The organism is Halorubrum sp. CSM-61 (genome assembly GCF_003781945.1).
Classification (GTDB): Archaea; Halobacteriota; Halobacteria; order Halobacteriales; family Haloferacaceae; genus Halorubrum.
Genome location: NZ_RJJW01000010.1, coordinates 110,503 through 136,909, shown reverse-complemented (window position 1 = coordinate 136,909; position 26,407 = coordinate 110,503). Strand labels below are relative to the sequence as shown.

The window sequence follows — 26,407 nt, the reverse complement described above, 5'->3', positions numbered from 1 at the left end:
CTCGTCGAGATCTATCGCAAGCTCTTCGTTGAGGCTGTTGACGACAAAATTAAGGAGGTGCTCTTCTTCTATCTCGCTGTCTGCTTCGGTAGCTTCCACACCCTTCCCAAGCAGACACTTTCACTCAAACCCGATGTGATCGACTGAGGCTCGAGTCTCCCGTCCGCGTCGTCGCGAAAGGTGATCCCGGGAATCTCCGAGGGCGTCCGGTCTTCGACGCCGTACACGCGGATATCGAGGTCGGTCTCGGTGCCGAGGGCCCGATAGACCGCCGACTGGGGCTCGAACGCCGAGCCCCGCTGAAAACTCACGGACAGGGTTCCCGATCCGACCCGAAAGGCGCGGTCTTCGATTTCGCGACTGACCGCGAGGAGCTCCCGGCGGCTCATCCCGGAGAACACCGTCCGATCGAAGATCGCGAAGAGCGCCCGGTACCCCTCGGACACCTCGTCTCGGTCGCCGGGGCGACGGATCGGCGGTTCGAGCAGGGTCTCGACCGCGCCGACGCCGATGATACCCGCGACCTCGCCGTCGATCTCGATCTCGATGAACGGACCCGGGGCGCCCGTCGGGAGGGGCCGCGACTCGACGGGAACGCCGTGGTCGGCGAGCCACGTCTCGACGTCGAGTCGGTCACCGCTCCTGTAGACGGTCACCCGGTGCCGTTTCCTCCCAATCCCGGAGAGGAGGGAACCGAGCGTCACGCTGGCTCGTCGGACTGTTCGGCCTCGTCGGACTGTTCGGCCTCGTCGGACCGTTCGGCCTCGACGCTCTGCCGGATGACGCGCGTGACCTGCGGATGGAGCGATTCGAGGCGGACGGCCTCGTCGTTCGAATCGTACTCGATCAGTCCCGCGTCCGCGAGCTGCGGCAAGTGGCTGTGCCGGAGCTGGAGGCGGATCGCCGACCGGTCCGCCGACGTGTACATCGTTCCCGTCGTCGTGGCTTCCCAACCGCTGAGGACGGACGCGAGATCCTCGACGGTGCGCTCCTCGTGTTCGAGCAAGTAATAGAGCAGCCGTCGACGGTGTGGTGAAGCGAGCGCCCGATAGAATCGGTCCTCCGCTAATCGCGGTGGGGGGTTTCCCGCCGTCTTGGGTGGTTGTCGAGCAGACGCGTTCTCAGGTCCTCCCATACACGTCCCATATGTGACAATGGGACAAGTAGTTATCTCTCGGATCTCCCGACGAATGCACGGAACCCGTCGGATCACCGAGGAGAACGGCCGAAGCCGGCTACTGTCCGACCACGTCGGGTTCGAGCGCGCCGACCTCCGCGAGAATCGTCTCGACGTGTTCCTCGGCGACGTCGTTCTCCCTGAGCGCCTCGCCGAGGTAGGTCGCGACGCGGCCGAACGCGTCCCCGGAGATCCCCATCCCCTCGTGAGCCGCCCGCATGTCCGCCCCCTCGTAGGAGACCGGGCCGCCGGCGACGGCGCTGACGAACTGGACCTGGTGGGCGTACAGCGCCTCGCGGTCGACCTCCTCGAAGTACGGTTCGAGGACGGGATCGTCGAAGACGCGGTCGTAGAAGTCCGAGACGACGGCCTCGACGGCTTCGCGACCGCCGATATCGGCGTAGATCGACTGGGTATCGGGCATCGCATCGATCGACTTCGTTCCGACGGAAGCCACCTCCGAAAGAACATGTTCGGGGGTTGTCGCGCCGCCCGATCGGCGCCCGAACAAGTTCGGGAGAACACACACCCCGGCGCCGACCGATCTTCGGGTATGAGCACCGACAGGCCCGAAGGGACCGGCGCTCCGTCCGATTCGGCTCCGGACCGGTCCCAGTCTCCTCCAGCGTCGGCTCCGGATCGGCCCGAACCGCCTTCCGATCCGGAGCGGTTGCGGAGGCGGCTCCGCCGTCGGACCGCCGAGATCGAACGGCGCGAGATCGAGGAGGCCGTCTCGGCGCTCGACGCGCGCGGCGATCACGGGATCACCGAGGAGCAGCGCGAGACCGTTCGGGAGCTCGGAGCCGCGCTCGTCGAGGCGCTGACTGCGCCGCCGGAGCGAGGACTGCGGCGGGCGGCTAGGGCCGAAGGAACGGACGCGCGAGAGCGAGAACAGAAGCGAGCGCGAGCGATTCGTCGGCTCTTCGATATCGACGAGGCGTGAGAGTCGAGCAGTCGTTCGGGAAAGTACCGCGGTCGTCCCGTCGACGGCGTCACTCCGCGGTCTTCGGGAACTCCGCGACGAACTCGTCGGGCGCGTTCTGGCGCACCTCGTACGCCTCCTCGTCGAACGCGGGGACCTCGGCCGCCATCTCGTAGTACAGCGGCTTCGGCTCGTGGTCGTTGACGATGGTGAGCGTCTCGCCCGGGTCCATCCCGTCGAACTCCTCGTGGATCTTGTCGTGGCGGTTCACCGGCTGGATCTCGCGGACGTCGAGTTTCGGCATGCGATCGGAGGGACGGGTCCGACCCGATTCCGTGTTGAGCCGAACACGTTCGGGGACACGCACTCGCCCGCGGGCCGCGAACCCTCGTTCGTGATCGACACGACTTCCGACCCGTCGACCGGTATCGAGACGAACCACCGCACGTCTCCCGTCCGGAGGGGTGAGTGACGTGCCGGCGACCGACTTCGACGCCGAGCGCGGGTACGACGACGAGCGGTTCTCGACCGGCGAGGTGTTCCGGAGCGACCGGATGAAGGTCGTCTGCGGCTACTTCGAGCCGGGGCAGTTCATCCCGGTCCACGCGCCCGACAGCGACGTGGCGATCACGGTGCGGTCCGGTTCCGGCGCCGTCCGAGAGGGCGAGACGGACAGACCGGTCGGACCCGGCGACGTCGTCGTCGTGGAGGCCGGGACCGCACGCGGCGTGAAGGCGAGCGACGGGGAGCGACTGGAGGCGTCGCTCGTCACCGCGCCGCCGCCGACCGACGCGGAGCACGACCCCGTCAGAGAGGGAATTCGACGCGGGGAGTTCGATCCGCGGGCGGACGGGGAGTAGTGTACCGACAAACCGGAGGTGAGTAGCGCCTCGCTGACGATTTATATTTTCAAATTTTGTTTGTTATGTCGAAAATTAATTTCCGATTAATAAATGGCACGCCTTCAGTAGCCAGATTTTTATTTGAGGTCACTTAAGAAATGGTGACGCCGAATGCGTGACGACTCCGCTTTCGAAACGAACGTCGCCGATCCCCGAATGCCGATCGCTCTCACGACGTCGGCACCGGATTTCGGAACGCGCGTTTTCGACGGGTGGGGCCTCCGTACAGACGCTTTCGGTACGGTTACGAGCGAACTAACCGCGGAACTTCAACGATAATGCCAAGAGACAACACCGATTGGTGGCCGAATCAGCTAGACCTAGACGTCCTCGACGAACACGCCGGGAACCCCGGCCCGCTCGACGAGGAGTTCGATTACGCCGAGGCGTTCGAGGAGCTCGACCTCGAGGCGGTGAAAGCGGACATCGAGGAGGTAATGACGGATTCGAAGGACTGGTGGCCGGCCGACTACGGCACCTACGGGCCGCTTTTCATCCGGATGGCGTGGCACAGCGCCGGCACCTACCGGACGCACGACGGCCGCGGCGGCGCCTCCGGCGGGCGACAGCGGCTCCCGCCGCTCAACAGCTGGCCGGACAACGTCAACCTCGACAAGGCCCGGCGACTGCTCTGGCCGGTCAAGCAGAAGTACGGTCGCGCGCTCTCGTGGGCCGACCTGATCGTCCTGACCGGGAACGTCGCCCTCGAGTCGATGGGCTTCGAGACGCTCGGGTTCGCCGGCGGCCGCGAGGACGACTTCAAACCCGACGACGCCGTCGACTGGGGTCCCGAAGACGACTGGGAGACCACCTCGGCGGAGCGCTTCCAGGAGGACGGCCGGCTCGACGACGCGCTCGGTAACACCGTCATGGGCCTCATCTACGTGAACCCGGAGGGGCCGAACGGCGAGCCCGATCTGGAGGGGTCCGCGGACAACATCCGCGACACGTTCAGCCACATGGCGATGGACGACAAGGAGACGGTCGCGCTCATCGCCGGCGGCCACACCTTCGGGAAGGTCCACGGCGCCGACTCCGGCGACAACCTCGGTCCGGACCCCGAGGACGCCCCGATCGACCTGCAGGGCCTCGGCTGGGACAACGACTTCGGCGAGGGCAAGGGCCCCGACGCGATCACCAGCGGGATCGAGGGACCGTGGAACGCCACGCCGACCTCGTGGGACCTGAGCTACGTCAACAACCTGCTCAGCTACGAGTGGGAGGCAGAGAAGGGCCCCGGCGGCGCGTGGCAGTGGACCACGAAGAACGACGAGCTCGACGACGCCGCCCCGGGCGTCGACGACCCCGCCGACAAGGAGGACGTGATGATGCTCACGACGGACGTGGCGCTGAAACACGACGACGACTTCCGGGCGGTCTTAGAGGAGTTCCGCGACGACCCCGACGAGTTCCAGGAATCGTTCGCGCGGGCGTGGTACAAGCTCATCCACCGCGACATGGGCCCGCCGGAGCGGTTCCTCGGCCCCGACGTGCCCGAGGAGACGATGCTCTGGCAGGACCCGCTCCCCGACGCCGACTACGACGTGGTCGGCGAGGCGGAGGTCGCCGAGCTCGAGGACCTAATCTCAGAGTTCGACCTCTCGGTCTCCGAGCGGGTCAAGACCGCGTGGGCGGCCGCGTCCACGTTCCGCTACAGCGACAAGCGCGGCGGCGCGAACGGCGCCCGGATCCGCCTCGAACCCCAGCGGAGCTGGGAGGTCAACGATCCCGAGGCGCTGGCGTCCGTGCTGGAGACCTACGAGGAGGTCCAGGCCGAGTTCAACGAGCTGCGGGACGACGACACGCGCGTGTCGCTCGCCGACCTCATCGTCCTCGGCGGCAACCTCGCGATCGAGGAGGCCGCGGCCGCCGCGGGCCACGACGTCGACATCCCGTTCGAGCCGGGCCGCGTCGACGCCACGCAGGAGCAGACCGACGCGGAGTCCTTCGAGGCGCTCAAGCCGGACGCCGACGGCTTCCGCAACTACCTCGGTGACGACCTGCCCCACGATCCGGAGGAGGAGCTGGTCGATAAAGCCGAGCTGCTGAAGCTGACCGTCCCCGAGATGACGGTGCTCGTCGGTGGTCTCCGCGTCCTCGACGCGAACTACGACGGCTCCGACCGCGGCGTGTTCACCGACGAGCCGGAGACGCTGACGAACGACTTCTTCGTCAACCTGCTCGACTTCGACCGCGACTGGGAGCCCGTCGACGAGGACGAGGAGGTCTTCGAGCTCGTCGATCCCGAGACCGGCGAGGTCGACTGGACCGCGACGCGGTTCGACCTCATCTTCGGCTCGAACTCCCGTCTCCGCGCCGTCTCCGAGATCTACGGCGCCGCCGACGGCGAGGAGAAGTTCGTGCAGGACTTCGCCGACGCGTGGAGCAAGGTCATGACGCTCGACCGCTTCGATCTGTAAGCTCGCGGTTCGCCCCCTCACGGACCCGACTTCGAATCGCGGACATGACCGTTTTTTCGGCGATCGATCCTGTTTGGAGGTCGTTCTGCTGTCTGTTTGAAGGTGTCATAGAACACCGCACACCGTGTCGTTTTCACCCTTCTCTAGCTGAATCTACTAGCAGAACGACCCTGCTTCTTGATCGATAGCGGGAGTTGGTATATCGATATGGTGGAGTGGTTGTTTATAAGTGATCGAGTGGCGTTGCTGTCGGCTGTTTATAAGTGAGCGGCGACACTGCGGTGACGACCTCCAAAGCCCCAGCCGCTGTGGGCGGCGCACGCTCGTTGCGCTCCTCACTCAGTCGCTTCGCTCCCTCGTTGCGGTGCTTACGTCGTCATCAGAACGCTTTGCGTTCTGATTGGCTCACGAGAGCTCCGCTCTCGTGAACGCCTGCGCCGCCCACAGCGGCTGCCCCTTTGAGTCCCACCCGACCGCACAGCCTCACGCCTCCCCAGCCTCGTCGCTGGCGGCTGTCGCCGCCAGCGACTCCCTCACACCGTCGGTTCGCGGCCCTACGGGCCGCTCACCGGGGCGCGCCACCGCGTTGTTCTTTATAACCGATCGTCGCCGTCGCTCTCGGTCGTTTAAATACTCTCTCGCCGCCACCGATCTGCAATACTTACTCCCGCAGTCGATCAAGACGCACGCTTCACTGACTGGCTCTGTCAGCCGAGACTGTGTCTGCAAAAGGGAAGTTCAACAGAATTGACTCTCGTTGTCCGCCGTCGAACGCCGTTTCTCACGACCGCCATTCCACGATTTTCACCCGGCTGATCGACGGATGTGGGTCGAATTTGGGAAAGAATTCGGAAAGCGGTCTTGAGGGCACAGCACCTAGTGAAGGTGTACCGAACATGATCCACGATACCGCTCCCCACTATGCCCACGTGTGAACACTGCGAGGCGCACGTCTCCGAACGATTCGCCCGGGTGTTCTCGGACGCCCGCGGTCGGATACACGCGTGTCCGAACTGCTCGGCGAACGCCGGGATCGCCGAAGTCGCGAAAGAACGGGCGCAAAACGTCTGAGTCCCGCTGACCGGTCCCTTTCGGCCCTTTCGGTTCCCCGATCTCCTCCGTCTCCGCGCCCCGCCGACGCTCAGCGCTCGGGCGCGGGCGGCATCGATCGCTTGTGAGCGCTGCGCTCGACGAGTTCGACCACGCGGTCGACGGCCGCCTCCGGCACGTCGAGTTCGCGGACCGTCGCCGCCCGCGAGAGCCCGCCGTCGACGTGGACCGCCAGAATGGCGTCGACGGTGTCGTAGTCGAGCCCCATCTCGTCGGCGTCCGTCTGGCCCTCCCACATGCCCGCGGTCGGCTCCTGCATCACCAGATCGCGGGGGACGCCCACGTGGGCGGCCAGCTGGCGCACCTGCTGTTTGTACAGGTTCCCGATCGGGTTGCAGTCGACCGCCTGGTCGCCGTACTTCGTGAAGTAGCCCGTCATCGCCTCGGCGCGGTTCCCGGTCCCTAACACGACCCGGTCCTCGGCGTTGGCGACGAAGTAGTTCAACACCGCGCGGGTGCGGACGTAGACGTTCCCTGCCGCCATACGGTCGGCTTCGGCCTCGGGGACCGCCGAGAAGAACGACTCCGCGATCGGCTGGATCTCGATCACGTCGTACTCGATCCCGAGGTCGTGAGCGACGCGCTCGGCGTCGCTCATCACGTCCGGGTCGTTCACCTCGGCGGGCATGGTGATCCCGTGGAGCCCGTCCTCGCCGAGCGCCTCGACGGCGAGGTGGGCGGTCAGCGTCGAGTCGATCCCGCCGGAGAGCCCTAAAACGGCGCCCTCGGCGCCCGCGTCGTCGACGAGGTCGGCGATGAAGGAAACGATGCGCTCGCGGGTCGCCTCCAGCTCCTCGTCCGAGAGGCGGAGGTCGAGCGGGGGGTCGTCCGACAGCAACACCGACTGGTCCGATGTCCGGCTCATGGACGGAGTCTCGGCCCGAGGCGATTAATACCTCACCGTCGGCGCGGGGAACTGGACGCGCGTCGGGTTCTACTGGAGTCTCTCGTGTTCCGCCTACAGGAGCCCTTCCTCTTTGGCCAACAGCAGCCCCTCCAGCGTCGCGTCGTTCGTCGGCGGCTCTCGAGCGACCGCCAGCGCCTCGTCGACCGGGACCGACCGCGGGACGAGGAACTCGTTGCTGTCGTGGTCGACGTCGACCGGCTCCAACCCCTCCGCGAACACGTAGCCGCGTTTGTGGCGCAACACGCCCGTCGAACACCACACCTCCTGCAGCAGCGATGTCGACGACGGCTCGAAGCCGGTCTCCTCGGCGAGCTCGCGTTCGGCGGCGGCGGTGTACGACTCGCCGGACTCGACGATCCCCGCGGGAAGCTCAAGCTGGGTGTTCCGCACGGTGGGGCGGTACTGCTCGACGAACAGCACCCGGTCGTCGGCGACCGCGACGATCACCGTCGCGGGCGACAGCTCCGCCCAGTAGTACTTCTTCTCCGTCCCGTCGGGCTGCTCGACGCGGTCGTAGCCGCCGACGAACCACCCCTCGTCGTACTCGACGGCGACCTCCCGGACCGGCCACTCCGGCTCGCCGGGCAGCGAGTGGTTGCGGCCGTCGGAGAAGGCCGGCAGATCGCTGAGGTCGGAGGCCGGCGCGCCGTCGCTCACGGCTGAACCACCTCCACGTAGTACATCCGCCCGTCGCGGCGGACGCGGACCCCGTCGTCGGTCGCGGCCTCCGGCACCTGTCGAGTGAGCGCGTCCACCTCGTCGAAGGGAGTGTGGGTGAACCACTCCTTCGCCCCGTACGGCCCGGTCTGATACGCCTCGGAGCGCCCGTCGTCGCTCGCGAGCGCGCTCGTGAGATACGGGTACCGCCGGTCCGAGACGTTGTTCACGTCGGCCGCGGTCTCGTTCGTCTCGATCGGCTCGGCGGTGAGGTAGTAGGGATCGCCGCTCCCGAGGTAGCTCGGGAGCGCCCCCAACGCGAGCAGGGCGACGGCGATCAGGGCGATGGCGACGAGGAGGTTCCGGGTGACCCGGCGCATGGTCGACGTTGGCGCCGGCGGGGAATACCGGTTTCGACCGCGGCGGTCTCGCTCCGACTCCCGCGGCGTTCCGCCCTCGCTCCCGTCGACGCCGACGCGCTTTACTCTCCCGCGCCCCTCTCTCGCCCATGGAGTTCCGGTTCGAGCTGGCGCTGTGTGCCGCGCTCGAGTCTCCGGACCGCGTCGTCGCCCGCCAGCTCGGGGCCGGGATCGAGAACCCCGGCGGCCGGATCGTCGACGTCTGCGTGCTGACGCCCGGTCCGGGGTTCGAGCGGCGCGCCGCGATCGCGCCCGACCGGATCCCGGACCCCGCGATCGAGGCCGCGGTCGGGCCGGGCGAGGCGGTTCCCCTCAAAAAGGCGTTCGACCTCCCGCCGGACCGCGCCGAGGAGGTCGCCGAGCGCGCGGCCGAGATCGGCTACCTCGAACGCGAGCGCCGCGACGGGCGCCCGGTCGTGCGCGCGACCGCCCGCTACCCCGACGACTGGGTCGGTTCGCTGACCGCGATCGAGAACAAGCCCGACCTCGGCACGCCAGGCGATCTGACGGCCCAGCTGCGGTACGACGCCGCGCTCGGGCTGTTCGACGAGGTCGTGCTCGCGACCGCCTCGTACGTGACCCGCGCGCACCTCAACCGGATCCCCGATGCGGTCGGGGTCTGGCGGTTCGACCCCGACGCGGGCGAGCGCGAGGTCGTCCGGGAACCGACCCCGCTCGATCCAGCCGCGCCGGGCGTCGAGATCCGCGAGGAGCGAGGGCTCCGGACAGACGTGGCGCTCGTCGACCCGGCCGCGAAGGCGCGGAAGCGTCGCCGGATCGCCGAGCGCGCCTACGGGAAGGGGTGGCGCCCGGACCCTCCGGCCTGCGCTCGCGCGACGACGACCGCCGACGGGCGCCCGTACTGCGAGCGGTTCGACCGCGTCGTCGACCCCGGACGCGACTGCGGCGCGACCTGCGACGCGCGCGAGCCCGCGGACCCGCCCGAAACCGACGGGATCCGCCTCCGCGGCGAGCGGACCGCGTGGATCGCCGATCCCGCGGGGGAGGGTCCGCGTCGCCAGTCCGGGCTCTCGCGGTTCCTGTGAGCGTTCCGTCTCGTTCCGCGTGGCAACGCTTTATACGTCGACGGAAGAACGTACGGATATGGACGACATCGACGACGTGTTCGTCGCGCGGTTGATGACGAGCGAACTCCACACGGTGACGCCCGACACGCTGGTCGAGGACGCGGCGGCGGTGCTGCTCGACAACGACATCAGTTCGGCGCTGGTTGTCGACGACGACGGCGCCCTCGTCGGCATCCTCACCACGACCGACTTCGTCGACATCGTCGCCAAGAGCCGGCCGAAGGCGGAGACGACCGTCGAGCGCTACATGAGCCGAGACCCTATCACGGCGAGCGCGCAGGACTCCGTCTCTGAGATCGCCTCGCTCATGGTCGAACACGGGTTCCATCACGTCCCCGTCGTCGACGGCGACGAGCCGATCGGGATTATCACCACCTCCGACTTCGCGGCCTACGTCTCCTCGCCGGAGGCGACGTCGGCGTAGTCGCCTCCGTCTCCCGAACTCCCTCCCGCGTCCCCGGCTCCGACAAGTCCCGCCCCTTTCTGTGGGGTATTACCCGCGGATCGCGTACGTCGGCCCATGTCTGACCACCTGCACCTCAACCTCTTCACCATGGCCTCGGTCGAGCACGTCTCGCCCGGGTCGTGGACCTACCCCGGCGACCGGTCGCCGGAGTACACCGACCGCGAGTACTGGACCGAAGTGGCGCGCACCGCCGAGCGCGGCGGCTTCGACGCGGTCTTCTTCGCCGACGTGCGCGGGATCTACGACGTGTACGGCGACGACCGCGAGACCGCCGTCGAGAAGGCGGTCCAGACGCCCGCGAGCGACCCGCAGCTGATCGTCCCCGCGATGGCGGAGGTCACCGACGACCTCGGCTTCGCCGTGACGCGCTCGACCACCTACACGCAACCCTACCAGCTCGCGCGGGAGTTCTCCACGCTCGATCACCTCACCGACGGGCGGGTCGCGCTCAACGTCGTCACCTCCTACCTGGAGTCGGCCGCCGAGAACCTCGGGCTCTCGGAGCGGATGGACAAGGAGACGCGCTACGACCGCGCGGACGAGTTCCTCGACGTCTGTTACCAGCTCTGGGAGGAGTCGTGGGAGGAGGACGCCGTCGAGGTCGACCGCGAGGCGGGTCGGTACACCGACCCGGAGAAGGTCTCGGCGATCGATCACGAGGGCGAGCACTTCTCGGTGCCCGGTCCCCACGGCTGTGAACCCTCGCCGCAGCGCACGCCCGTAATCTATCAGGCGGGCTCGTCGGACCGCGGGCGGGAGTTCGCGGCCGCGAACGCGGAGGCGGTGTTCGCCAGCCATCCCACCGAGGAGGGCGTCAGCGAGTACATGACGGACGTGAAATCGCGTGCTGCCGACCACGGGCGCGACCCCGAGAGCCTCCGATTCTTCATCGGCGTCGTGCCGATCGTCGGCGAGACGGAGGCGGCCGCCGAGGCGAAACACGAGGCGTACAAAGCGCACGTCGACGTCGAGGCGACGCTCGCGCTCCTCTCCGGGTTCCTCGACATGGACTTGTCGGCGCTCGACCCCGACCAGAAGGTCGAACACATCGAGACCGACGCGATCCAGGGCACCATGAACGCGTTCACGAAGGCCCAGCCGGACCGCGAGTGGACCGTCCGCGAGGTCGCCGAGTTCTGTGGCCTCGGCACCACGTCCCCGAAGCTCGTCGGCACTCCCGAACAGATCGCCGACGAACTGGCGTACTGGCACGAGGAGGTCGGCGTTCACGGCTTCAACGTGAAAGAGGTCGTCCGCCCAGATTCGCTGACGGACTTCGTCGACCTCGTGGTCCCCGAGCTGCGCGAGCGCGGGCTCGTCCCCGACCCGGACGACGCGGGGGAGGCGCCGCGCGGCGACGGCACCCTCCGCGAGCGACTCCTCGGGACGGGCCAGTCCCGGCTCCGCGACGACCACCCGGCGAAGCGGTGAGCGAGCGCGTTTCCGGCCGGCGTCGTGAAGGCCGTACCGGGGTCTAACGCGACAAGCCTGCCGGCCCCGGCACGCTTAAGTGGATTCCACCGCTTGCTTCAGGTGACGCTTCGCTTGGAGGGCCGAAGCGTCAGCGGGGACCTACTGAACGACACGCCCGTGCCACCTTTTCCCGGCACGGGCGTGCCGTTCGTTCCTTTGATCACCGAGAGCGACCGGTCTCTCTCGTCGACGCGCCTCGACGAGCGCGATTCCGCTCGACGTACACGCATCTCGCCGTCACGTCCAAGAGCCTCGGCGTCGTTCACCCCCTATGCCGCTCTTACAGTTCTCGACGACCCTGTCGCTCTCGCCGACCGAGCGCGAGTCGTTCGCCGCGTTCGTCACCGACCGGTACGTCGAGGAGATGGAGACGACCGCCGGGCACGTCGCGGTGACGATCTCGGAGCTGGATCCCTCGGCGATGGCCCTCGGTCGCGCCGTCGACGGCCCCTTGCTGTTCCTCGACGCCGAGATCCGCGAGGGGCGTCCGTTCGAGTACAAACGCGCGTTCGCGCTCGCCGTGATGGAGCGCGCGGCCGCGGAGCTCGGCGTGCCGGAGCCGAACGCGAAGGTCGTGTTCACCGAGCACGCCGGCGAGGACATGATGGGGATCGACCGCGTGGGCGGCGACTGGGCGGGCGAGTGACCGCGCCGGAATCACAGACGCAGACAACTATCGCCGCAACCGCTGCGATCACCGCTCCCGCCTAGAGCCGCTCGCCCTGATACGACCCCTCGTAGGTCCCCTCGTGGTCGGCGGCCGCGAGCACCAGCTGGGCGATCCGCGCGCCGGGCTCGATCTCGATCGCGTGGCCGACGTCGAGACGCCCCTCGCCGACGCCCTCGTAGCCCGCGTCCCAGACCGCGGTGTCGAGGGTACAGGAATTGCGCAGCAGGGTCGATCGCGGGAGGACGAACCCGATCCGCTCGTCGGGGATCCGAACCGGCTCGCCGTACCGGACCACGTACGTGCCCGCCTCCAGCCGGTACGCGCCCTCTTCCGGCTCCAGCTCCTCGCGCTCGCCGACCCGCTTCCCGTCGCGGCGGATCGCGCCCGGCTCCGTCTGCTCGAAGACGGCGCCGACGGTGAGGTCGACCCCGTTCGGCTGTCGCTGATCGTCGTCGAGGTCGGCGTCGCCGGCTTCGAGCGCCGCCGCGACCGTCGCTCCCGAGTCGAACATGTCCCACCGAACCCGCGGGCGAGACTAAACGGTGTCGCCCGCGATCCGGGCGCCGATCGCTCCGACCGTGGCATTCGCTAAGACGCCCGATATCGGTGGGTATAAGCCTTTATCGGCCTTATACTCTTGTTACGTCTATTTCTCACACGAGGCGTGTTATCTCACCCATAATGGGATAATTTTTGCCGCTTCGACGATCTAACACGGTCGATCTTGCAAAAAACTCGCGGGTTTTATATCCACGGGAGAGCCACCTTCGGATGATATGGGACAGACGATTACGGAGAAAATCCTCGATGACCATCTCGTCGAGGGCGAGCTGACGCCCGGCGAGGAGATCGGTATCGAGATCGACCAGGTGCTGACGCAGGACACGACGGGGACGATGGTGTGGCTCCAGTTCGAGGCGCTGGAGATGGACGAGGTCCAGACGGAGCTCGCCGCGCAGTACTGCGACCACCAGACGTACCAGTTCGACTTCAAGAACACCGACGACCACCGCTTCCTCCGCTCCGCGGCCGGCACGTACGGCGCGTACTTCTCCCGGCCCGGCAACGGGATCTGCCACCAGGTCCACAAGGAGAACTTCGCGGCGCCCGGCAAGACGCTTTTAGGCTCCGACTCGCACACGCCGACCCCCGGCGGGCTCGGCCAGCTCGCGATCGGCGCCGGCGGCCTCGACATCGCCGTCGCGATGGGCGGCGGCCCCTACTACGTCGAGATGCCGGAAGTCGTCAACGTTCACCTCGAAGGCGAGCTCCCCGAGTGGGCGACCGCCAAGGACATCGCGCTCCACCTGCTCGGCGAGCTGACCGTCAAGGGCGGCGTGGGCAAGATCTTCGAGTACACCGGCCCCGGCGCCGAGAACCTCTCGATCCCCGAGCGGACCACGATCACGAACCTCGGTACCGAGCTCGGCGCCACCTCCTCGATCTTCGCGACCGACGAGAAGACCAAGGACTGGCTCGCGCGCCAGGACCGCGAGGAGGAGTTCGTCGACCTCCAGCCCGACGACGACGCGGAGTACGCGGAGACCATCGAGGTCGACCTCTCCGGGCTCGAGCCGCTCGTGGCCGCGCCGTCGATGCCCGACAACGTCGCTCCCGTCAGCGAGTACGAGGGCACCGACGTCGAGCAGGTCATCATCGGTTCCTGTACCAACGGCGCCTACGAGGACATCCTCCCCAGCGCCAAGATGCTGGAGGGCCGCGAGGTCGCCCGGAGCACCGAGATGATCGTCGCGCCCGGTTCCAAGCAGGCCTCCGAGATGCTGGCCCGCGAGGGCTGGACCGCGGAGATGATGGCGGCCGGCGTCAACTTCTCCGAGGCGACCTGCGGCGCGTGTATCGGCATCGGTCACGTGCCCGCCTCCGACTCCGTCTCGCTGCGCACCTTCAACCGCAACTTCGAGGGCCGCTCGGGCATCGAGGACGACTCCGTCTTCCTCTGCTCGCCCGAGGTCGCCACCGCGGCGGCCATCACCGGCGAGATCGTCGACCCGCGCGACCTCGCGGACGACCTCGGCGACCTTGAGGACCCCGGCCTGGAGATGGGGACGAAGTACGGCCCCGGGATGGGTCGGTCCGACTCCGACATCATCTCGCCCGACGAGGCGATCGACGACGGCCTCGTCAAGGGCCCGAACATCGGCGACGTGCCGCTCAAAGACGGGATCGACGTGGACGGCGGTGAGGCGCTCCTCAAGATGAAGGACAACATCACCACCGACCACATCATCCCGGCGACGGCGGACATCCTGAAGTTCCGATCCAACATCGAGAAGCTCTCCGAGTTCACGCTTTCGCGCGTCGACGACACGTTCGCGCAGCGCGCGCTCGACGCCGACGGCGGCGTCCTCGTGGCCGGCGAGAACTACGGACAGGGCTCCTCGCGCGAGCACGCGGCCCTCTGTCCGATGTACCTCGGCATCGAGGCCGTCTTCGCGCAGAGCTTCGCCCGCATCCACAAGGCGAACCTCTTTAACTTCGGTATCGTCCCGCTCGCGATCGACGCGGAGACGTACGAGAAGATCGAGCAGGGCGACGACCTCGAGATCGTCGACGACGTTCCCGCGGGCGTCCACTCCGGGCAGGAGGAGTTCACCGTGAGCGTCAACGGCGAGTGGGAGTTCACCGCCGACCTCGACGCCTCCGAGCGCGAGCGCGACATCCTCGCGGCCGGCGGCAAGCTCTCGTGGGTCAAACAGCAGCACGCCGACGGCGGCTCCGGCGCGGCGCCGGCCGACGACTGAGCGCGCTGTCCAGCGAGACTCGGATATTCGTTTTCTCGCATTTTTCGACGCGTTCGTTCTTGCAGCGGCGGCTGTGCGGATCGGCGGAGTTGCGGTGAAGGCCTCCAAAGCCCCAGCAACTCGGCTGTACGACGATGTGGCTGTTTATAAACCGCTGATACGGATGAGGCCTCCAAAGCCCCAGCCGCGAGGCGGCCGCACGCTCGCTGTCGTTCGAAAGGCGCGGAGCGCCTTTCGTGATGACGAGAGAGCTTCGCTCTCTCGAACCACGCGCTTCGGTCGCTCGCGTTGCTCGCTCCCTGCAGTGCTTACATCGCCTGCGGCCGCCTCGTGGCTGCCCCTTTGAGTCCCACCCCGCCCGCACAGCACCGCAGCCTCACACCTCCCCAGCCTCGTGCGGGCGGTTCGCGCCCTAACGGGCGCTCACCGGCGCACGCCACCGCACTCTCTTTTATACACGATCGTCGCCGTCTCTCGTACACCGTTTAAATACCGTATCGAAACCCACGATCTGCAACACTCACTCCGGGTATCGATACCCGTCTCGGCCCGATCCGCACCTCTCGACGCCGAATAGCACCGCCGCTCCGTGGTCGGGTCGAAACGGAAAACCGCGAAAACGCGTCCCGTCGGTCCGAGTCGGAACCGGCGTTAGCGGGCCGCGGCCGCGACGCGCTCGCGCTCCTCCTTCTGCGAGATGGAGTAAGAGCGCTCGGGGTCGTAGTCCGCGGCCGTGACGAGCTCGTTGGCGAGCGCCTCGGCGGCGGAGGTCGTCGACTTGTAGGTCGCGTTGGCGACGCCGTCGGAGATGAACAAAAGCGCCTGATCGACGCGGCGCTGGGGCGCGACGTCGACCGCCTTCGGGACGGAGATCCCGCCGTACTTCAGGCGGACGGTCTCCTCGCGGGGCGCGGCGTTCTCGACGGCCGTCACGAGGATCTGGACCGGGTTCTCCTCGGTCCGCTCGTGGACGATGTCGAAGGCGTCGCGGACGATCCGCGTCGCCTGCTGTTTCTTGCCCGTGTTCTCGTCGGTCTGCATCAGGCGGTTGATCAGCCGCTCGACTAAGGAGATCTCGGACTTCTTGAACTGCTTGGACGCGTGACGACCCATCGTGTGGGCGATGGGGGTCACGGTCATGTAGCGCTTCGTCGAGGGGTCCTCGTAGGCGATCTCGGTGACGTCCCAGACGCCGAACAGCTTGGCGTTCTCGTTGGCGGCCTCGCTGGACGCGGGCGCGTCCGGGTCCGGCTCGTCGGCGGCGACGTCCTCTGCGGACTCCGCCTCGGTCTCCTCCCCGCTCATCTGACGGGCTTCTCCGCGTTTCCGCGAACCAGTTCGATCATGGAGACGCCGTTGACCTTCTCGACCTTGTAGTTGACGCCGGAGAGGTCGCCCATCGCGCGACCCTTCGCCCCGCCGATCCCGGCGATCGTGACCTCGTCGTGCTCGTCGATGAACGAGATGGCGCCGTCACCGGGACAGAACGCGGTGACCTGCTTCCCGTTCTTGATGAGCTGAACGCGGACGCACTTTCGGATCGCCGAGTTCGGCTGCTTTGCCTCGATCCCGACCTTCTCCAGCACGATCCCGCGGGCCTGCGGGGCGCCCTCGAGGGGGTCGGACTTCTTCTTGAGCCCGCGCTCTCGCCGAGCGTACTCGGAGTCGGACCAGCGGCGCTTCTGCCGGTCCTGTTTGAGCTTACGGGCCGCGTATTTGCCGTTCGCCATCGTACGTCTACTTCCGAACGGAGCTACTTAAGCGTCGTCTTTCCGCGCGGAGAAACGCCCTCAGATCGCCCGAGCGGTACCTCTCGTCGGTTCTGAGAGTGTTTTGCGAAGCGAGACGATCGAAAACGACGGGCGCTCGCTATCGCTGAGCCGATAAGCCGGCGAGAGCGCCCGTCGTTTCGTCTGGAACGAACCGAGTCTCTGATCGCAAACGCGTCCGCGAGTCAGGCGTTCGTGTCCTCGCGCGCCGCCGCCGCCCACTCCGGTTCCGACACCGTCGCGCCGAGATCGCGGTAGTCGATGTCGACGTCGACGGTCGCCTCCTGCCCGTCGTGTGCGCCCGCCCACGACTGTTCGAGCCGCGGCACCACGCCGGACTCGTACACGTGTACCGTCGCCGACGCCGTCTCGACCGTCTCGGGGACGTTCCGGTCGCCCTCGAAGGAGTCGGCGGCGAACCGCGCGGTGGGTTCGCCGCGCACCTCGCCCTCGCCGTCGCTCGTCGGGTTCCACAGGTTCAGCCCCTCGTACTCCGTCTCGCCGCCCGCCGTCTCCCCCTCGACGCGGATCCCCGTCACGACCTCCGAGCGCATCGCCGACTCGAAGTCGTCGGCCGACCGGTCGACCGACTGGCGGCCGTACTGCGTCTCGTCGCCGACCCGCTGGCGGACCAGCGCCTCGCCGTCGGCGACGTACAGCTCCGACACGTCGGTCTCCTCGGTCTCAGTCAGCTCCTGTCGCACGTACTGGCGTCCGTTCTCGAGGTCGTAGGCGGACTCGTACTCCTGTGAGGGGAGCCACGGGCTCGGCTCCGCGTCGCCGTCGTGGGTCGTCTCCGCCGTCGAGAACAGCGTGGCTCCCCCGGCGTCGACGATCGCCTCGACGTGGCGCTCCGAGAGGGTCGCCACGTTCAGGCCGTCCTCGCCTCGCCACTCGGCGTCGGGGAACGGTCGGTCCGGTCCGTCGTCGCCGTCGTCACCGCCGCCGAGACAGCCGCCGATTCCGACCGCGACTCCTGTTCCGACCCCGGTGAAGAAACGTCTCCGGTCCATACTGCGAGAAACGAGCGCGTCGGCAAAAGGATGGGGTTCCGCCCTCAGGTCAGTTGGATGTCGTCGATGTCGTAGTGGCGCTTCGCCAGCGCCCGCGCCGTCTCGATGTTGACGCCCTCCGCGCCGATGGCGACGCCGCGGTCCGGCTCCGGCACCTCGACGTACGCCACGCGGTCGTTCTGCTCCGATATCGTCACGGCGTTGACCGCCGCGGGCGAGAGCGCGCTCGCGACGAACGCCTCCGCTGTGTCCGCGTCCTCGACCAAGTCGACGGACTTGCCCAGCCGGCGCTCCGCCTCCTCGACGGTCTCGCCGGCCTGTCCGATCGCGGCGGCCATCTCGCCGGCCGGCACGAGGAACACGAGCCGGTCGCCCTCCACGAGGCAGTCCTTCGGCGCGACCCCGGTCAGCTCGTCGAAGCGACCGATGTAGCGCCGGGCCTCGTCGGAGAGCTCGACGTACATTAGTCGTCGCCCACGACGCGCGACCCCATCCGGAGGTCGACGTCGCCGGTGCCGAGCGAGATCGGCTTGCCGGCGATGACGTTCTCGATGACGCCGTCGAGCTCGTCGTACTCGCCGTGGATCGCGGCGTCGAGCAGGTGGTTGACCGTCACCTCGAACGCCGCGCGCGCGAGCACGGAGTCCTTCGAGCCCGAGATGCCGTGGCGACCGATCGACTCGATCTCGCCGTTGTTCGTCATGATGTCGGCCACCAGCATGAGGTGGCGGACGTTCACGTCGTCGAGCCCCTGCTCTTCGAGCGTGTTCTTCGTCTCGTCGATGATCGTCTCGCGGGCCGCCTCGACCCCGAGGTTGCGGTAGATCTCGTGGATGTTGTTACACGTCGTGCGCGAGGCGTCGACGCCCTCGATGTCGAGGGCGTCGCCGAACGCCGATCCCTCGGTGTAGAGGACGAACTCCTCGTCGCCGTCGATCTCCTCTTTCCGGATGACGACGCGTTCGATCTCCTCGATCCCCTTGAACACGATCTCCCGGAGCCGCTCGACGAGCTGGAGCAGCTCGCGGTAGCTCGGCTCGTTCGGTCCGAACTCCACGACGGTCCCCGACTGCCGGGTGTCGACGCCGAGCGAGTCCTCGATCGTCTCGGCGATGATCCCGGCGACCTCCGAGGGGTCCGAGTGGGTCGGCCACCGCTCGAGGAGGGTGTCGTCGTTCAGGTCGATCCGCACCAGCATGTCCGCGACGTTCGTCGACACGTCGCCGAGCGCGAGGATGCGCGTCGCCTCGATGGACCAGACGACCTCGTGGGCCTTCTGGCGGTCCGTGGCGTACTCGCCCTCGAGATGGACCGTCATCATCGGCGTGTCCGGCGTCTTCCGGGCGTCCACCAGCTCGATGAGCCGGGGGAGCCCCTGCGTGACGTCGATCTCCGCGACGCCGGCGTAGTGGAACGTGTTCATCGTCATCTGCGTCCCGGGCTCGCCGATCGACTGCGCGGAGACGGTTCCGACCGGGTCGAGCGGATCCACGCGCGTCTCGACGTACCGGTTCTCGACGCCGGTCGCGATGTCGGTGGCCTGCTCGACGGTGACCTCGCCGGTCTCCTCGGCCTTCCGGTCGATCGCTTCGTACACCTCGTCTTTGAGGCGGGCGGGAAGCTCCGTGGCCTCCACGACCGCCTCGATGTCGTCGGTGACGTGGTCGTACTCAGTCATCCGACTCCACCCCCGAGGCCTTGTTGAGGCCCGGACCGGAGTGCTCCGAGAGGTTCGTCGGCGGCGCGCGCTCGCCGAGGAACCGCTCCTTCTCGTCGCTGGACTCGAACTCGGCGTCGACGACGCGGTCGACGATGTCGTCGACGTCGATGCCGTCGCCTTCGCCCGAGGAGACCTTCACCGGCGAGGTGCCGTCCTCGCCGAACTCGAACTGGACGATCCGGCCCGAGGTGTCTCGGACCGTGCCGTCGTACTGCGCCTCCAGCTCGGAGAGCGCGTTGATGAGCCGGCGCTGGAGGTACCCGGACTTGGAGGTCCGGACCGCCGTGTCGACCAGCCCCTCGCGACCGCCCATCGCGTGGAAGAAGAACTCCTCGGGGGTGAGCCCGCCGCGGTAGGAGTTCTCCACGAAGCCGTGCGCCTCCGCGGACAGGTCGTTCTCCCTGTAGTGAGAGAGCGTCCGGTCCTCGTAGCCGCGGTTGATCCGCTCGCCGCGGACCGCCTGCTGGCCGACGGATCCGGCCATCTGCGTGAGGTTCAGCATCGACCCACGCGCGCCGGAGCGGGCCATCACGACCGCCGGGTTGTCGTCGCCGAAGTGCTGGTCGGCGATCTCGCCGGCCGAGTCGCGGGCCTTCCCGAGCGTCTGCATGATCTTCATCTCCAGCGTCTCGTCGACGCCGCGGCCCGGCAGCGACTCCAGCTCGCCGGCCTCGTACGTTGAGATTAGCTCCTGGACGCGGTCGTAGGCGCTCTGGATCGCGTCGTCGACCTGCTCTTCGGCCTCCGGCGGGATCGACTCGTCGTCGATCCCGATCGAGAACCCGAAGTGCATGATCGCGCGCATCGCCAGCGACGCGATCTCGTTGATGAACACGCGCGAGCGCGTTTCGCCGTACTCCTTGGTGAGGGTGTCGACGACCTCGCCGCCGAACGCGCCGACGGCGTCCTCGTCTATCGTCCCCTCGACCAGCTGGCCGTCCTCGATGAGCACGCTGTCGCCCGTCGAGGAGGTGAAGTCCAGCGAGAGGTCGTCGGGGAGCAGCTCCGAGAACAGCGTCCGGCCGGTCCAGTACTCGCGCCCCTCGTCGTCGACGCCGTCCGCCTCGGGCAGCTCGTCGACGCGGGTCGCGCGCAGCAGGTCCAGCGCCTGCGTCTCCGTGAACTCGGGGTTCGAGTGCGTGAGCAGGTACGTCCCCGAGATGTGGTCCTGAATGGCGCCGATGATGTTCCCGCCGAACCGCGGCGAGAGGATCTGCTCTTGAACGCGCATGAGGACGCGCGCCTCGGCGCGGGCCTCCTCGTTCTGGAGCGCGTGCATGTTCATCTCGTCGCCGTCGAAGTCGGCGTTGTACGGCGGACAGACGACGGTGTTGAGCCGGAACGTCTTGTACGGCATCACCACGACCTCGTGGGCCATGATGGACATCCGGTGCAGCGAGGGCTGCCGGTTGAAGATCACGATGTCGCCGTCGACGAGGTGGCGGTTGACCTCCCAGTCGGCCTCGACCTTCTCGGCGAGCTCCTCGCAGTTCTTCTCGGTCACCTTCAGGCGGCGACCGTCGGGGCGGCGGACGTAGTTGGCGCCGGGGTGGGCCTCCGGCCCGTTCCGGACGTACTGCCGCGCCTCCTCGACGTTGCGCTCGGTGACGTTGAGCGTCTGGGTCATCTCCTTGGCGACCCGGTCCGGGACGCCGACCTCGTTCAGCGAGAGGGTCGGGTCGGGCGAGATGACGGTCCGGGCGGAGAAGTTGACGCGCTTCCCGGACAGCGAGCCGCGGAAGCGACCCTCCTTGCCCTTCAGCCGCTGACTGAGGGTCTTGAGGGGGCGGCCGGAGCGGTGTCGCGCCGGCGGCGTCCCGCTGATCTCGTTGTCGACGAACGTGGTGACGTGGTACTGGAGCAGCTCCCAGAGGTCCTCGATGATCAGCTGCGGGGCGCCCGCCTCGCGGTTCTCCATGAACCGCTGGTTGATCCGGATGATGTCGACCAGCTTGTGGGTGAGGTCGTCCTCGGAGCGCTGGCCGTTGTCCAGCGTGATCGAGGGACGCGTGGTGACCGGCGGGACCGGGAGGACCGTCAGGATCATCCACTCCGGTCGGGAGTGCTCGGAGTCGATGCCGAGCACTTCCAGGTCCTCGTCCGGGATGTCCTCGAACCAGTCGCGGATGTCCGAGGGCATCAGCTTGTTCATGTCCTCTTCGGTGAGGTCGACGTCGAGGGCCTTCTCGATGGCGCGGCGGTCCTCCTTGCGCGGACGGAACTCGCCGGCCATGATCTCGTTGACCCGATCCAAGGCGATGTCGGTCTTCTCCGCGAGCTCCTGCGGGGAGGTGCCGGGATCGTCCTCCTCCTCGTCGGGCTGCATCGCGGCCGCGATGCGCTCGGAGTAGTCGCCCGAGAGCACGTCCTGGACCTCGTAGTAGGTGGTCGGCTTCTCGTGTTTGATGTCCGCCTGCGGCTCGCCGCAGAACGGGCACGTCGACGCCTTTCGGGCCTGCCGGACGGCGGCCTTCAGCACGTCGTGCTCGTCGTCGCCGAGCTCTTGGGCCCGCTCGTAGCGGTCGCGGAACTCGTCGCGCTGCGCCTCGTCCAAGGCGAGCTTCCCGCATTCCCGGCACGTCGACCGAAGCAGCCGTCGGATGAGCTTCGTGAAGCCCACGTGGATGACGGGCGCGGCCAGCTCGATGTGGCCGAAGTGACCGTTACAGGAGCCGGAGTGGGACCCGCAGGTCCGACACTCCAGACCGGGGTCGATGACGCCGAGCCGCGGGTCCATCAGCCCCATGTCGATCGGGTAGCCGTCGTCGTCGTACGTGTCGGCCGTGATCACCTTCGTCGCCGACATGTCCCGGTACGTCTCCGGGTCCATGAGGCCGAAGTCGATGCCGCCGAGCACTTTCGGTGTTTGCATTGACATTTAAATTGCGTCCTCCAGTTCGAGTTTCGGTCGGATGCCGAGGGCGATCATCTCGTCGAGCAGGAGCTTGAACGCGTAGCTGACCTCGAGCTCGTGGATGTCGTCCTCGTCGCCCGTGACCGGGTCGTACACCCGGCGCTGTTCGCGGTCCTCGACGGCGACGAGCCCGGTCTCCGCGGAGACGTGCACCGTCTCGGCGTCCGAGGACTCCAGCAGCCGCTCGTTGAGCACCATCGACGCGCCGTGGCCGATGATCGTGTCGCGCTCCATCTCCCCGACGCGCAGGCCGCCCTCGCGGGCGCGCCCCTCGGTCGGCTGGCGCGTGAGCACCTGCACCGGACCGCGCGAGCGGGCGTGGAGCTTGTTCGACACCATGTGGTACAGCTTGTGGTAGAAGATCGTCCCGACGAATATCTCCGCCTCGATCTTCTCGCCGGTGACGCCGGAGTACATGACCTCCTTGCCGGAGGACTTGAAGCCGTGGTCCTCCAGCCCGCCGCGGAGCTCCTCCTCGTCTTCGCCCTGGAACGGCGTGCCGTCGACCCGCGAGCCGCGGAGCGAGCCGACCTTCCCGCCGAGCATCTCCAGCACGTGGCCGACCGTCATCCGGGACGGGAGCGCGTGCGGGTTCATCACGAGGTCGGGGACGACCCCCTCCTCGGTGAAGGGCATGTCCTCCTGCGGGGCGAGGTGGCCCACGACGCCCTTCTGGCCGTGTCGGGACGCGAACTTGTCGCCGAGTTCGGGGACGCGCTGGTCGCGCACCTTCACCTTCGAGAGCTTGGACCCGTCCTCGCCCTCCATCAGCGTCACCGTGTCGACGACGCCCGATTCGCCCGAGCGCATCGTCACGCTCGTCTCCCGGCGCTTCTGCGGGGAGAGCCCGCCCATGTCGTCGGGCTCCTCCAAGAAGCGCGGCGGGCTGGTCTTGCCGAGCAGGACCGAGGACTCGTCCACCTTCGTCTCGGGGTTGACGAGTCCGTCCTCGTCGAGGTGGGTGTACGCGTCCTCGCCGCGCGCGCCGCGCACGTCCTGTTCGGGGATCTCGAAGCGGTCCTCCTGACCGCCGGGGTACCGGCGCTCCTCGCCCTCGTAGGTCCGGAAGAAGTGCGAGCGGGTGAGCGCGCGGTCGACGGAGCCCTGGTTCATCACCAGCGCGTCCTCGATGTTGAACCCCTCGTAGGACATCACGGCGACGACGAAGTTCTGCGCCGCCGGCCGCTTGTCGAAGCTGATCTGGTCGGACGTCTGCGTCTTCACCATCGCCAGCTGCGGGTAGTGCAGCAGGTGCTGGCGCGTGTCCGGCCGGATCCGGTAGTTGGCGGAGGGGAGTCCGAGCGACTGCTTCATCATCCCCGCGCCCATGGTGATCCGCGGGCTCGCGTTGTGCTCGGGGTACGGGATCATCCCCGCGCCGATACCGAACACGAGCTGCGGGTCGATCTCGAGGTGCGTGTGGTCCTCGGTCACGTCCTCTTCGTCGACGGCGACGAGGATGTCCTCCTCCTCCTCGGCGTCGATGAACTCGACGTAGCCGCGCTCGACGAGGTCCTCGAACTCGACCTCGCCGCGTTCGACGGCCTCGACCTCCTCGTCGCCCAGCAGGGGCTCGCCGTTCTCGACGACGATCAGCGGGCGGCGGGCGCGCCCCGCGTCCGCGTTGACGATCACTTCCTGGGTCCGGTCCTTGACCGAGACGTTCACCATCTCCGAGACGTCGCCGCGTCGGCGGGCCTCGCGGATCTGTTCGGCGAGGGCCTCGGGGTCCGGATGGGTCCCGACGAGGCTCCCGTTGACGTACACCTTCGCTTCGCGTTCTGCCTGAGCCATATTAGTCGTCCGCCGTCTGTCGTTCGACGCCCTCGATGCCGGGGATCCCCTCGACACCCATCGACGCCAGTTCTCGTTTCAGCCCCTGTTCGTCGTCCACGGTCTGTGAGAGCTCCATCGCCTGCGCGAAGTTCTTCACGAGTCCACAGTTCGGTCCCTCCGGCGTCTCGGAGGGACAGATGCGACCCCACTGGGTCGCGTGGAGGTCCCGCGCCTTGAAGTGCGGCTGCGAGCGCGACAGCGGCGAGCGCAGGCGCCGGAGGTGCGAGAGCACGCCCATGTAGTCGGTCCGGTCGACGAGCTGGGAGACGCCGGAGCGGCCGCCCACCCAGTTCCCCGTCGCGATCGGGTGTTCGAGCCGCTCGGTCAGCACGTCGGAGCGGACGACCGTGTTGACGGTGAGATCGCGGTTCCGCATGTTCGCGCGTTCGAGCTGGTACTTCACGTCGCGCGCCAGCTTGTTCAGCGCGGTCCGGAACAGGTCGCGCATCAGGTCGCCGGAGACCTTCAGGCGCTTGTTCGCGTAGTGGTCCTTGTCGTCGGCCTCGCGGCGGTCCAAGGCGAGCTCGAAGCACGCCTCGGCCATCCGGCAGAGGTAGTACGCCTTGTTGATCCGCACGTCCTCCTCGTCGACGCCCTCCTCGTGGAGGTGCGGGAGGAGGTAGCGGTCGATGACGTAGTTCGCCCGCTTGAGCTGGTAGTTCTTCCCCTGGCCGGAGGCGACGCGCTCGCCGAGGGTCTCGATGGCCTCCTCGGTGGTCTGCACGTCGGCCTCCTCCAGATTCTCCAGCATGAACTTCACGATCTCGGGGTCGTCCGAGACGCGGTGGACGATCTCCTCGTCCGACTCCAGTCCGAGCGCGCGGACGAGGGTCACGAAGTCGATCGAGCCCGAGACGGACGGGAACGACACTTCGAGCAGCCCCTCGCGGTTGCGTTCACACAGCACCAGCGCGCGGTACCCGCGGCGCTGGGAGAACGTCTTCGCGACCTGGATCTCGTCGCCGTACTTCGAGTCGTACTCGGCGAGGATCTTGTTCGGCGCCAGGTCCTCTGAGGTCATCAGCACGCGCTCGGAGCCGTTGACGATGAAGTAGCCGCCGGGGTCGACGGGGTCCTCGCCGATGTCGATGAGCTCGTCGTCGGAGAAGCCCGCCATGTTACACTTGTCCGAGCCGACCATGATCGGCATCCGGCCGACCTTGGTCTCGGTCGTGTCGACGACCTGCTCGGGCTCCTCTTCGCCGCCGCGCACGATGGACATCTCCATGAACACGGGCGCCGAGTAGGTGATGTTGCGGAGGCGGGCCTCCTGGGGGTACAGCAGCTCCTCGGAGCCGTCGGCCTCGCGGACGCGCGGGGTGACCATCCGCACGTCACCGAGCTCGACGTAGACGGGCTCTTGGCCCTCCTTGTCGCCGATGTCGGTCTCGATCGTCTCCTTCTCGTCGACGACCTCCTGCATGCCGCGGTCCAGGAAGTTGTTGAACGATCTGAAGTGGTGTTCGGCGAGCCGTTCGTCCGAGAAATACTCGCGTGACACCACGCGTCGGTCTTGCCTGTTCATGAGACGACTAATCGGTACACGACCGCCTCCTCGGTCGTGCGGGAGTTTCGAACGATCTTCACCACGTCGCCGACCTCGGCCTCGTCGGGGAGCGCGGGATCAGTGCGTTTGATCTTCGGTAGGTTCGTCCGTGTCACGTCGTACTCCGCCAGAACCTCGTCGACCTCTTCGGGGTCGAGGAGGACGTGGTCCGGGACGAGTTCGTGTTGGCTTACGTCTACCATGGGTGGTGGTTATTGAGAGAAGCTATCACGAGATACTACAGATCGCTATAGGGGCCAGCGGCATAAGACTTGTCAACTGCTCCGCCGCGCGCGGCTAACGACGTCGAGGGCGTACGATACTCGCACCCACGCGGCTATCACACAAAAGGCTACCGCCGCGACGGACCGTGCGGCCGTCCCCGGTGTCGGCTACGTGGCTCCGAAATCGCGGCGTCGAGTCGGTCTTCTCGGGAATCGGGACCCGCCCACCGCGCCGCCGCCGATCCCTGTCACCGGTCACCACCGCCGCCGGGGATGACAAGCCTTATTTGCCAGACAGGGGTACGAATGACTGCGACAAGCCCGGATGGTGTAGTGGCCCATCATACGACCCTGTCACGGTCGTGACGCGGGTTCAAATCCCGCTCCGGGCGTCCCCACGCTTCGGGGTCTG

Annotated in this window: 25 protein-coding genes and 1 tRNA gene; 9 read left to right on the top strand and 17 right to left on the bottom strand. The window is 67.5% G+C overall.

Features of this window, described 5'->3' with window-relative positions; all coding sequences use genetic code 11:
- Window positions 1-68: 68 nt before the first annotated feature.
- The 3 genes from EDM04_RS16110 to EDM04_RS16100 form a co-directional block, all read right to left on the bottom strand.
- Complete coding sequence (locus EDM04_RS16110; protein ID WP_123623920.1) at window positions 69-704, bottom strand: DICT sensory domain-containing protein; 636 nt, start codon at window positions 702-704, stop codon at window positions 69-71.
- A complete protein-coding gene (locus EDM04_RS16105; protein WP_241154945.1) occupies window positions 701-1,006 on the bottom strand; it encodes an ArsR family transcriptional regulator in 306 nt (101 codons plus the stop codon). The genes EDM04_RS16110 and EDM04_RS16105 overlap by 4 nt, the downstream gene beginning before the upstream one ends.
- A gap of 229 nt (window positions 1,007-1,235) precedes the next feature.
- Window positions 1,236-1,601, bottom strand: a complete 366-nt coding sequence (locus EDM04_RS16100; protein ID WP_123623918.1) for a group 1 truncated hemoglobin — start codon at window positions 1,599-1,601, stop codon at window positions 1,236-1,238.
- A 129-nt stretch (window positions 1,602-1,730) separates the two neighbouring features.
- Between EDM04_RS16100 and EDM04_RS16095 the strand changes: the two genes are divergently transcribed.
- Window positions 1,731-2,120: a glutamyl-tRNA reductase gene (locus EDM04_RS16095; RefSeq protein ID WP_123623916.1), complete on the top strand. Its 390-nt coding sequence runs from the start codon at window positions 1,731-1,733 to the stop codon at window positions 2,118-2,120.
- A gap of 49 nt (window positions 2,121-2,169) precedes the next feature.
- Here EDM04_RS16095 and EDM04_RS16090 read toward each other — a convergent pair whose 3' ends face one another.
- Entirely contained in the window at window positions 2,170-2,403 is a 234-nt protein-coding gene (locus EDM04_RS16090) for a DUF2249 domain-containing protein (protein WP_123623914.1), read from the bottom strand.
- 169 nt (window positions 2,404-2,572) lie between these two features.
- Here EDM04_RS16090 and EDM04_RS16085 point away from each other — a divergent pair, with 169 nt between their 5' ends.
- Together EDM04_RS16085 and katG are read left to right on the top strand one after the other, a co-directional pair.
- Window positions 2,573-2,959, top strand: a complete 387-nt coding sequence (locus tag EDM04_RS16085) for a cupin domain-containing protein (RefSeq protein ID WP_123623911.1) — start codon at window positions 2,573-2,575, stop codon at window positions 2,957-2,959.
- 320 nt (window positions 2,960-3,279) lie between these two features.
- Window positions 3,280-5,421: a catalase/peroxidase HPI gene (gene katG / locus EDM04_RS16080; protein WP_123623909.1), complete on the top strand. Its 2,142-nt coding sequence runs from the start codon at window positions 3,280-3,282 to the stop codon at window positions 5,419-5,421.
- Window positions 5,422-6,562: 1,141 nt separating this feature from the next.
- Here the strand turns inward: katG and EDM04_RS16075 are convergent.
- From EDM04_RS16075 to EDM04_RS16065, 3 genes are all read right to left on the bottom strand, one after another.
- Window positions 6,563-7,396, bottom strand: coding sequence for an NAD+ synthase (locus tag EDM04_RS16075; protein ID WP_123623907.1), 834 nt, complete (start codon window positions 7,394-7,396; stop codon window positions 6,563-6,565).
- A gap of 93 nt (window positions 7,397-7,489) precedes the next feature.
- Window positions 7,490-8,095, bottom strand: a complete 606-nt coding sequence (locus tag EDM04_RS16070) for an NUDIX hydrolase (RefSeq protein WP_123623905.1) — start codon at window positions 8,093-8,095, stop codon at window positions 7,490-7,492.
- On the bottom strand, window positions 8,092-8,475 hold the full coding sequence (locus EDM04_RS16065; protein ID WP_123623903.1) for a hypothetical protein: 384 nt from the start codon (window positions 8,473-8,475) through the stop codon (window positions 8,092-8,094). Before EDM04_RS16065 ends, EDM04_RS16070 begins: the two co-directional genes overlap by 4 nt.
- Window positions 8,476-8,603: 128 nt before the next feature.
- Between EDM04_RS16065 and EDM04_RS16060 the strand changes: the two genes are divergently transcribed.
- From EDM04_RS16060 to EDM04_RS16045, 4 genes are all read left to right on the top strand, one after another.
- A complete protein-coding gene (locus EDM04_RS16060; protein WP_123623901.1) occupies window positions 8,604-9,560 on the top strand; it encodes a DUF5787 family protein in 957 nt (318 codons plus the stop codon).
- Between the two features lie 58 nt (window positions 9,561-9,618).
- The gene (locus tag EDM04_RS16055; protein WP_123623899.1) at window positions 9,619-10,026 is read left to right on the top strand and encodes a cyclic nucleotide-binding/CBS domain-containing protein; all 408 of its coding nucleotides are present in this window, start codon (window positions 9,619-9,621) and stop codon (window positions 10,024-10,026) included.
- Window positions 10,027-10,122: 96 nt separating this feature from the next.
- Window positions 10,123-11,499, top strand: coding sequence for an NtaA/DmoA family FMN-dependent monooxygenase (locus EDM04_RS16050; protein WP_123623897.1), 1,377 nt, complete (start codon window positions 10,123-10,125; stop codon window positions 11,497-11,499).
- Window positions 11,500-11,812: 313 nt separating this feature from the next.
- A complete protein-coding gene (locus tag EDM04_RS16045; RefSeq protein ID WP_123623895.1) occupies window positions 11,813-12,187 on the top strand; it encodes a tautomerase in 375 nt (124 codons plus the stop codon).
- A 61-nt stretch (window positions 12,188-12,248) separates the two neighbouring features.
- On the opposite strand, the gene EDM04_RS16040 is transcribed toward EDM04_RS16045, so the two are convergent.
- A complete protein-coding gene (locus tag EDM04_RS16040) occupies window positions 12,249-12,722 on the bottom strand; it encodes a deoxyuridine 5'-triphosphate nucleotidohydrolase (protein WP_123623893.1) in 474 nt (157 codons plus the stop codon).
- A 265-nt stretch (window positions 12,723-12,987) separates the two neighbouring features.
- Here EDM04_RS16040 and EDM04_RS16035 point away from each other — a divergent pair, with 265 nt between their 5' ends.
- Window positions 12,988-14,973: an aconitate hydratase gene (locus tag EDM04_RS16035; protein ID WP_123623891.1), complete on the top strand. Its 1,986-nt coding sequence runs from the start codon at window positions 12,988-12,990 to the stop codon at window positions 14,971-14,973.
- Window positions 14,974-15,624: 651 nt separating this feature from the next.
- Here the strand turns inward: EDM04_RS16035 and EDM04_RS16030 are convergent.
- From EDM04_RS16030 to EDM04_RS15990, 9 genes are all read right to left on the bottom strand, one after another.
- A complete protein-coding gene (locus EDM04_RS16030; RefSeq protein WP_123623889.1) occupies window positions 15,625-16,278 on the bottom strand; it encodes a 30S ribosomal protein S7 in 654 nt (217 codons plus the stop codon).
- Window positions 16,275-16,703 (bottom strand): 30S ribosomal protein S12, encoded by a 429-nt coding sequence (locus EDM04_RS16025; protein ID WP_004048726.1) that lies wholly within the window; start codon window positions 16,701-16,703, stop codon window positions 16,275-16,277. Before EDM04_RS16025 ends, EDM04_RS16030 begins: the two co-directional genes overlap by 4 nt.
- A 224-nt stretch (window positions 16,704-16,927) precedes the next feature.
- Window positions 16,928-17,755: a hypothetical protein gene (locus tag EDM04_RS16020; protein WP_123623887.1), complete on the bottom strand. Its 828-nt coding sequence runs from the start codon at window positions 17,753-17,755 to the stop codon at window positions 16,928-16,930.
- A 44-nt stretch (window positions 17,756-17,799) separates the two neighbouring features.
- The gene (locus EDM04_RS16015) at window positions 17,800-18,219 is read right to left on the bottom strand and encodes a NusA-like transcription termination signal-binding factor (protein WP_123623885.1); all 420 of its coding nucleotides are present in this window, start codon (window positions 18,217-18,219) and stop codon (window positions 17,800-17,802) included.
- The gene (gene rpoA2, locus EDM04_RS16010; RefSeq protein ID WP_123623883.1) at window positions 18,219-19,433 is read right to left on the bottom strand and encodes a DNA-directed RNA polymerase subunit A''; all 1,215 of its coding nucleotides are present in this window, start codon (window positions 19,431-19,433) and stop codon (window positions 18,219-18,221) included. The genes EDM04_RS16015 and rpoA2 overlap by 1 nt, the downstream gene beginning before the upstream one ends.
- Window positions 19,426-22,347: a DNA-directed RNA polymerase subunit A' gene (locus EDM04_RS16005; RefSeq protein ID WP_123623881.1), complete on the bottom strand. Its 2,922-nt coding sequence runs from the start codon at window positions 22,345-22,347 to the stop codon at window positions 19,426-19,428. Before EDM04_RS16005 ends, rpoA2 begins: the two co-directional genes overlap by 8 nt.
- A gap of 6 nt (window positions 22,348-22,353) precedes the next feature.
- Window positions 22,354-24,183, bottom strand: coding sequence for a DNA-directed RNA polymerase subunit B (gene rpoB / locus EDM04_RS16000; protein WP_123623878.1), 1,830 nt, complete (start codon window positions 24,181-24,183; stop codon window positions 22,354-22,356).
- Window position 24,184: 1 nt separating this feature from the next.
- Window positions 24,185-25,750: a DNA-directed RNA polymerase subunit B'' gene (locus EDM04_RS15995; RefSeq protein ID WP_123623875.1), complete on the bottom strand. Its 1,566-nt coding sequence runs from the start codon at window positions 25,748-25,750 to the stop codon at window positions 24,185-24,187.
- Window positions 25,747-25,974 carry a DNA-directed RNA polymerase subunit H gene (locus EDM04_RS15990; RefSeq protein WP_123623873.1) on the bottom strand — a complete coding sequence of 76 codons (228 nt, stop codon included), beginning with the start codon at window positions 25,972-25,974 and terminating at the stop codon, window positions 25,747-25,749. Before EDM04_RS15990 ends, EDM04_RS15995 begins: the two co-directional genes overlap by 4 nt.
- A 340-nt stretch (window positions 25,975-26,314) precedes the next feature.
- On the opposite strand from EDM04_RS15990, the gene EDM04_RS15985 reads away from it, so the two are divergent.
- Window positions 26,315-26,387 (top strand) — tRNA-Asp (locus EDM04_RS15985).
- The last annotated feature ends 20 nt before the right edge of the window (window positions 26,388-26,407 follow it).

Coding starts and splice junctions, on each gene's coding strand:
- EDM04_RS16100 (WP_123623918.1), bottom strand. CDS start 1,601: ATGCCCGATACCCAGTCGATCTACGCCGATATCGGCGGTCGCGAAGCC.
- EDM04_RS16095 (WP_123623916.1), top strand. CDS start 1,731: ATGAGCACCGACAGGCCCGAAGGGACCGGCGCTCCGTCCGATTCGGCT.
- EDM04_RS16090 (WP_123623914.1), bottom strand. CDS start 2,403: ATGCCGAAACTCGACGTCCGCGAGATCCAGCCGGTGAACCGCCACGAC.
- katG (WP_123623909.1), top strand. CDS start 3,280: ATGCCAAGAGACAACACCGATTGGTGGCCGAATCAGCTAGACCTAGAC.
- EDM04_RS16075 (WP_123623907.1), bottom strand. CDS start 7,396: ATGAGCCGGACATCGGACCAGTCGGTGTTGCTGTCGGACGACCCCCCG.
- EDM04_RS16065 (WP_123623903.1), bottom strand. CDS start 8,475: ATGCGCCGGGTCACCCGGAACCTCCTCGTCGCCATCGCCCTGATCGCC.
- EDM04_RS16060 (WP_123623901.1), top strand. CDS start 8,604: ATGGAGTTCCGGTTCGAGCTGGCGCTGTGTGCCGCGCTCGAGTCTCCG.
- EDM04_RS16055 (WP_123623899.1), top strand. CDS start 9,619: ATGGACGACATCGACGACGTGTTCGTCGCGCGGTTGATGACGAGCGAA.
- EDM04_RS16050 (WP_123623897.1), top strand. CDS start 10,123: ATGTCTGACCACCTGCACCTCAACCTCTTCACCATGGCCTCGGTCGAG.
- EDM04_RS16045 (WP_123623895.1), top strand. CDS start 11,813: ATGCCGCTCTTACAGTTCTCGACGACCCTGTCGCTCTCGCCGACCGAG.
- EDM04_RS16040 (WP_123623893.1), bottom strand. CDS start 12,722: ATGTTCGACTCGGGAGCGACGGTCGCGGCGGCGCTCGAAGCCGGCGAC.
- EDM04_RS16035 (WP_123623891.1), top strand. CDS start 12,988: ATGGGACAGACGATTACGGAGAAAATCCTCGATGACCATCTCGTCGAG.
- EDM04_RS16030 (WP_123623889.1), bottom strand. CDS start 16,278: ATGAGCGGGGAGGAGACCGAGGCGGAGTCCGCAGAGGACGTCGCCGCC.
- EDM04_RS16025 (WP_004048726.1), bottom strand. CDS start 16,703: ATGGCGAACGGCAAATACGCGGCCCGTAAGCTCAAACAGGACCGGCAG.
- EDM04_RS16020 (WP_123623887.1), bottom strand. CDS start 17,755: ATGGACCGGAGACGTTTCTTCACCGGGGTCGGAACAGGAGTCGCGGTC.
- EDM04_RS16015 (WP_123623885.1), bottom strand. CDS start 18,219: ATGTACGTCGAGCTCTCCGACGAGGCCCGGCGCTACATCGGTCGCTTC.
- rpoA2 (WP_123623883.1), bottom strand. CDS start 19,433: ATGACTGAGTACGACCACGTCACCGACGACATCGAGGCGGTCGTGGAG.
- EDM04_RS16005 (WP_123623881.1), bottom strand. CDS start 22,347: ATGCAAACACCGAAAGTGCTCGGCGGCATCGACTTCGGCCTCATGGAC.
- rpoB (WP_123623878.1), bottom strand. CDS start 24,183: ATGGCTCAGGCAGAACGCGAAGCGAAGGTGTACGTCAACGGGAGCCTC.
- EDM04_RS15995 (WP_123623875.1), bottom strand. CDS start 25,750: ATGAACAGGCAAGACCGACGCGTGGTGTCACGCGAGTATTTCTCGGAC.
- EDM04_RS15990 (WP_123623873.1), bottom strand. CDS start 25,974: ATGGTAGACGTAAGCCAACACGAACTCGTCCCGGACCACGTCCTCCTC.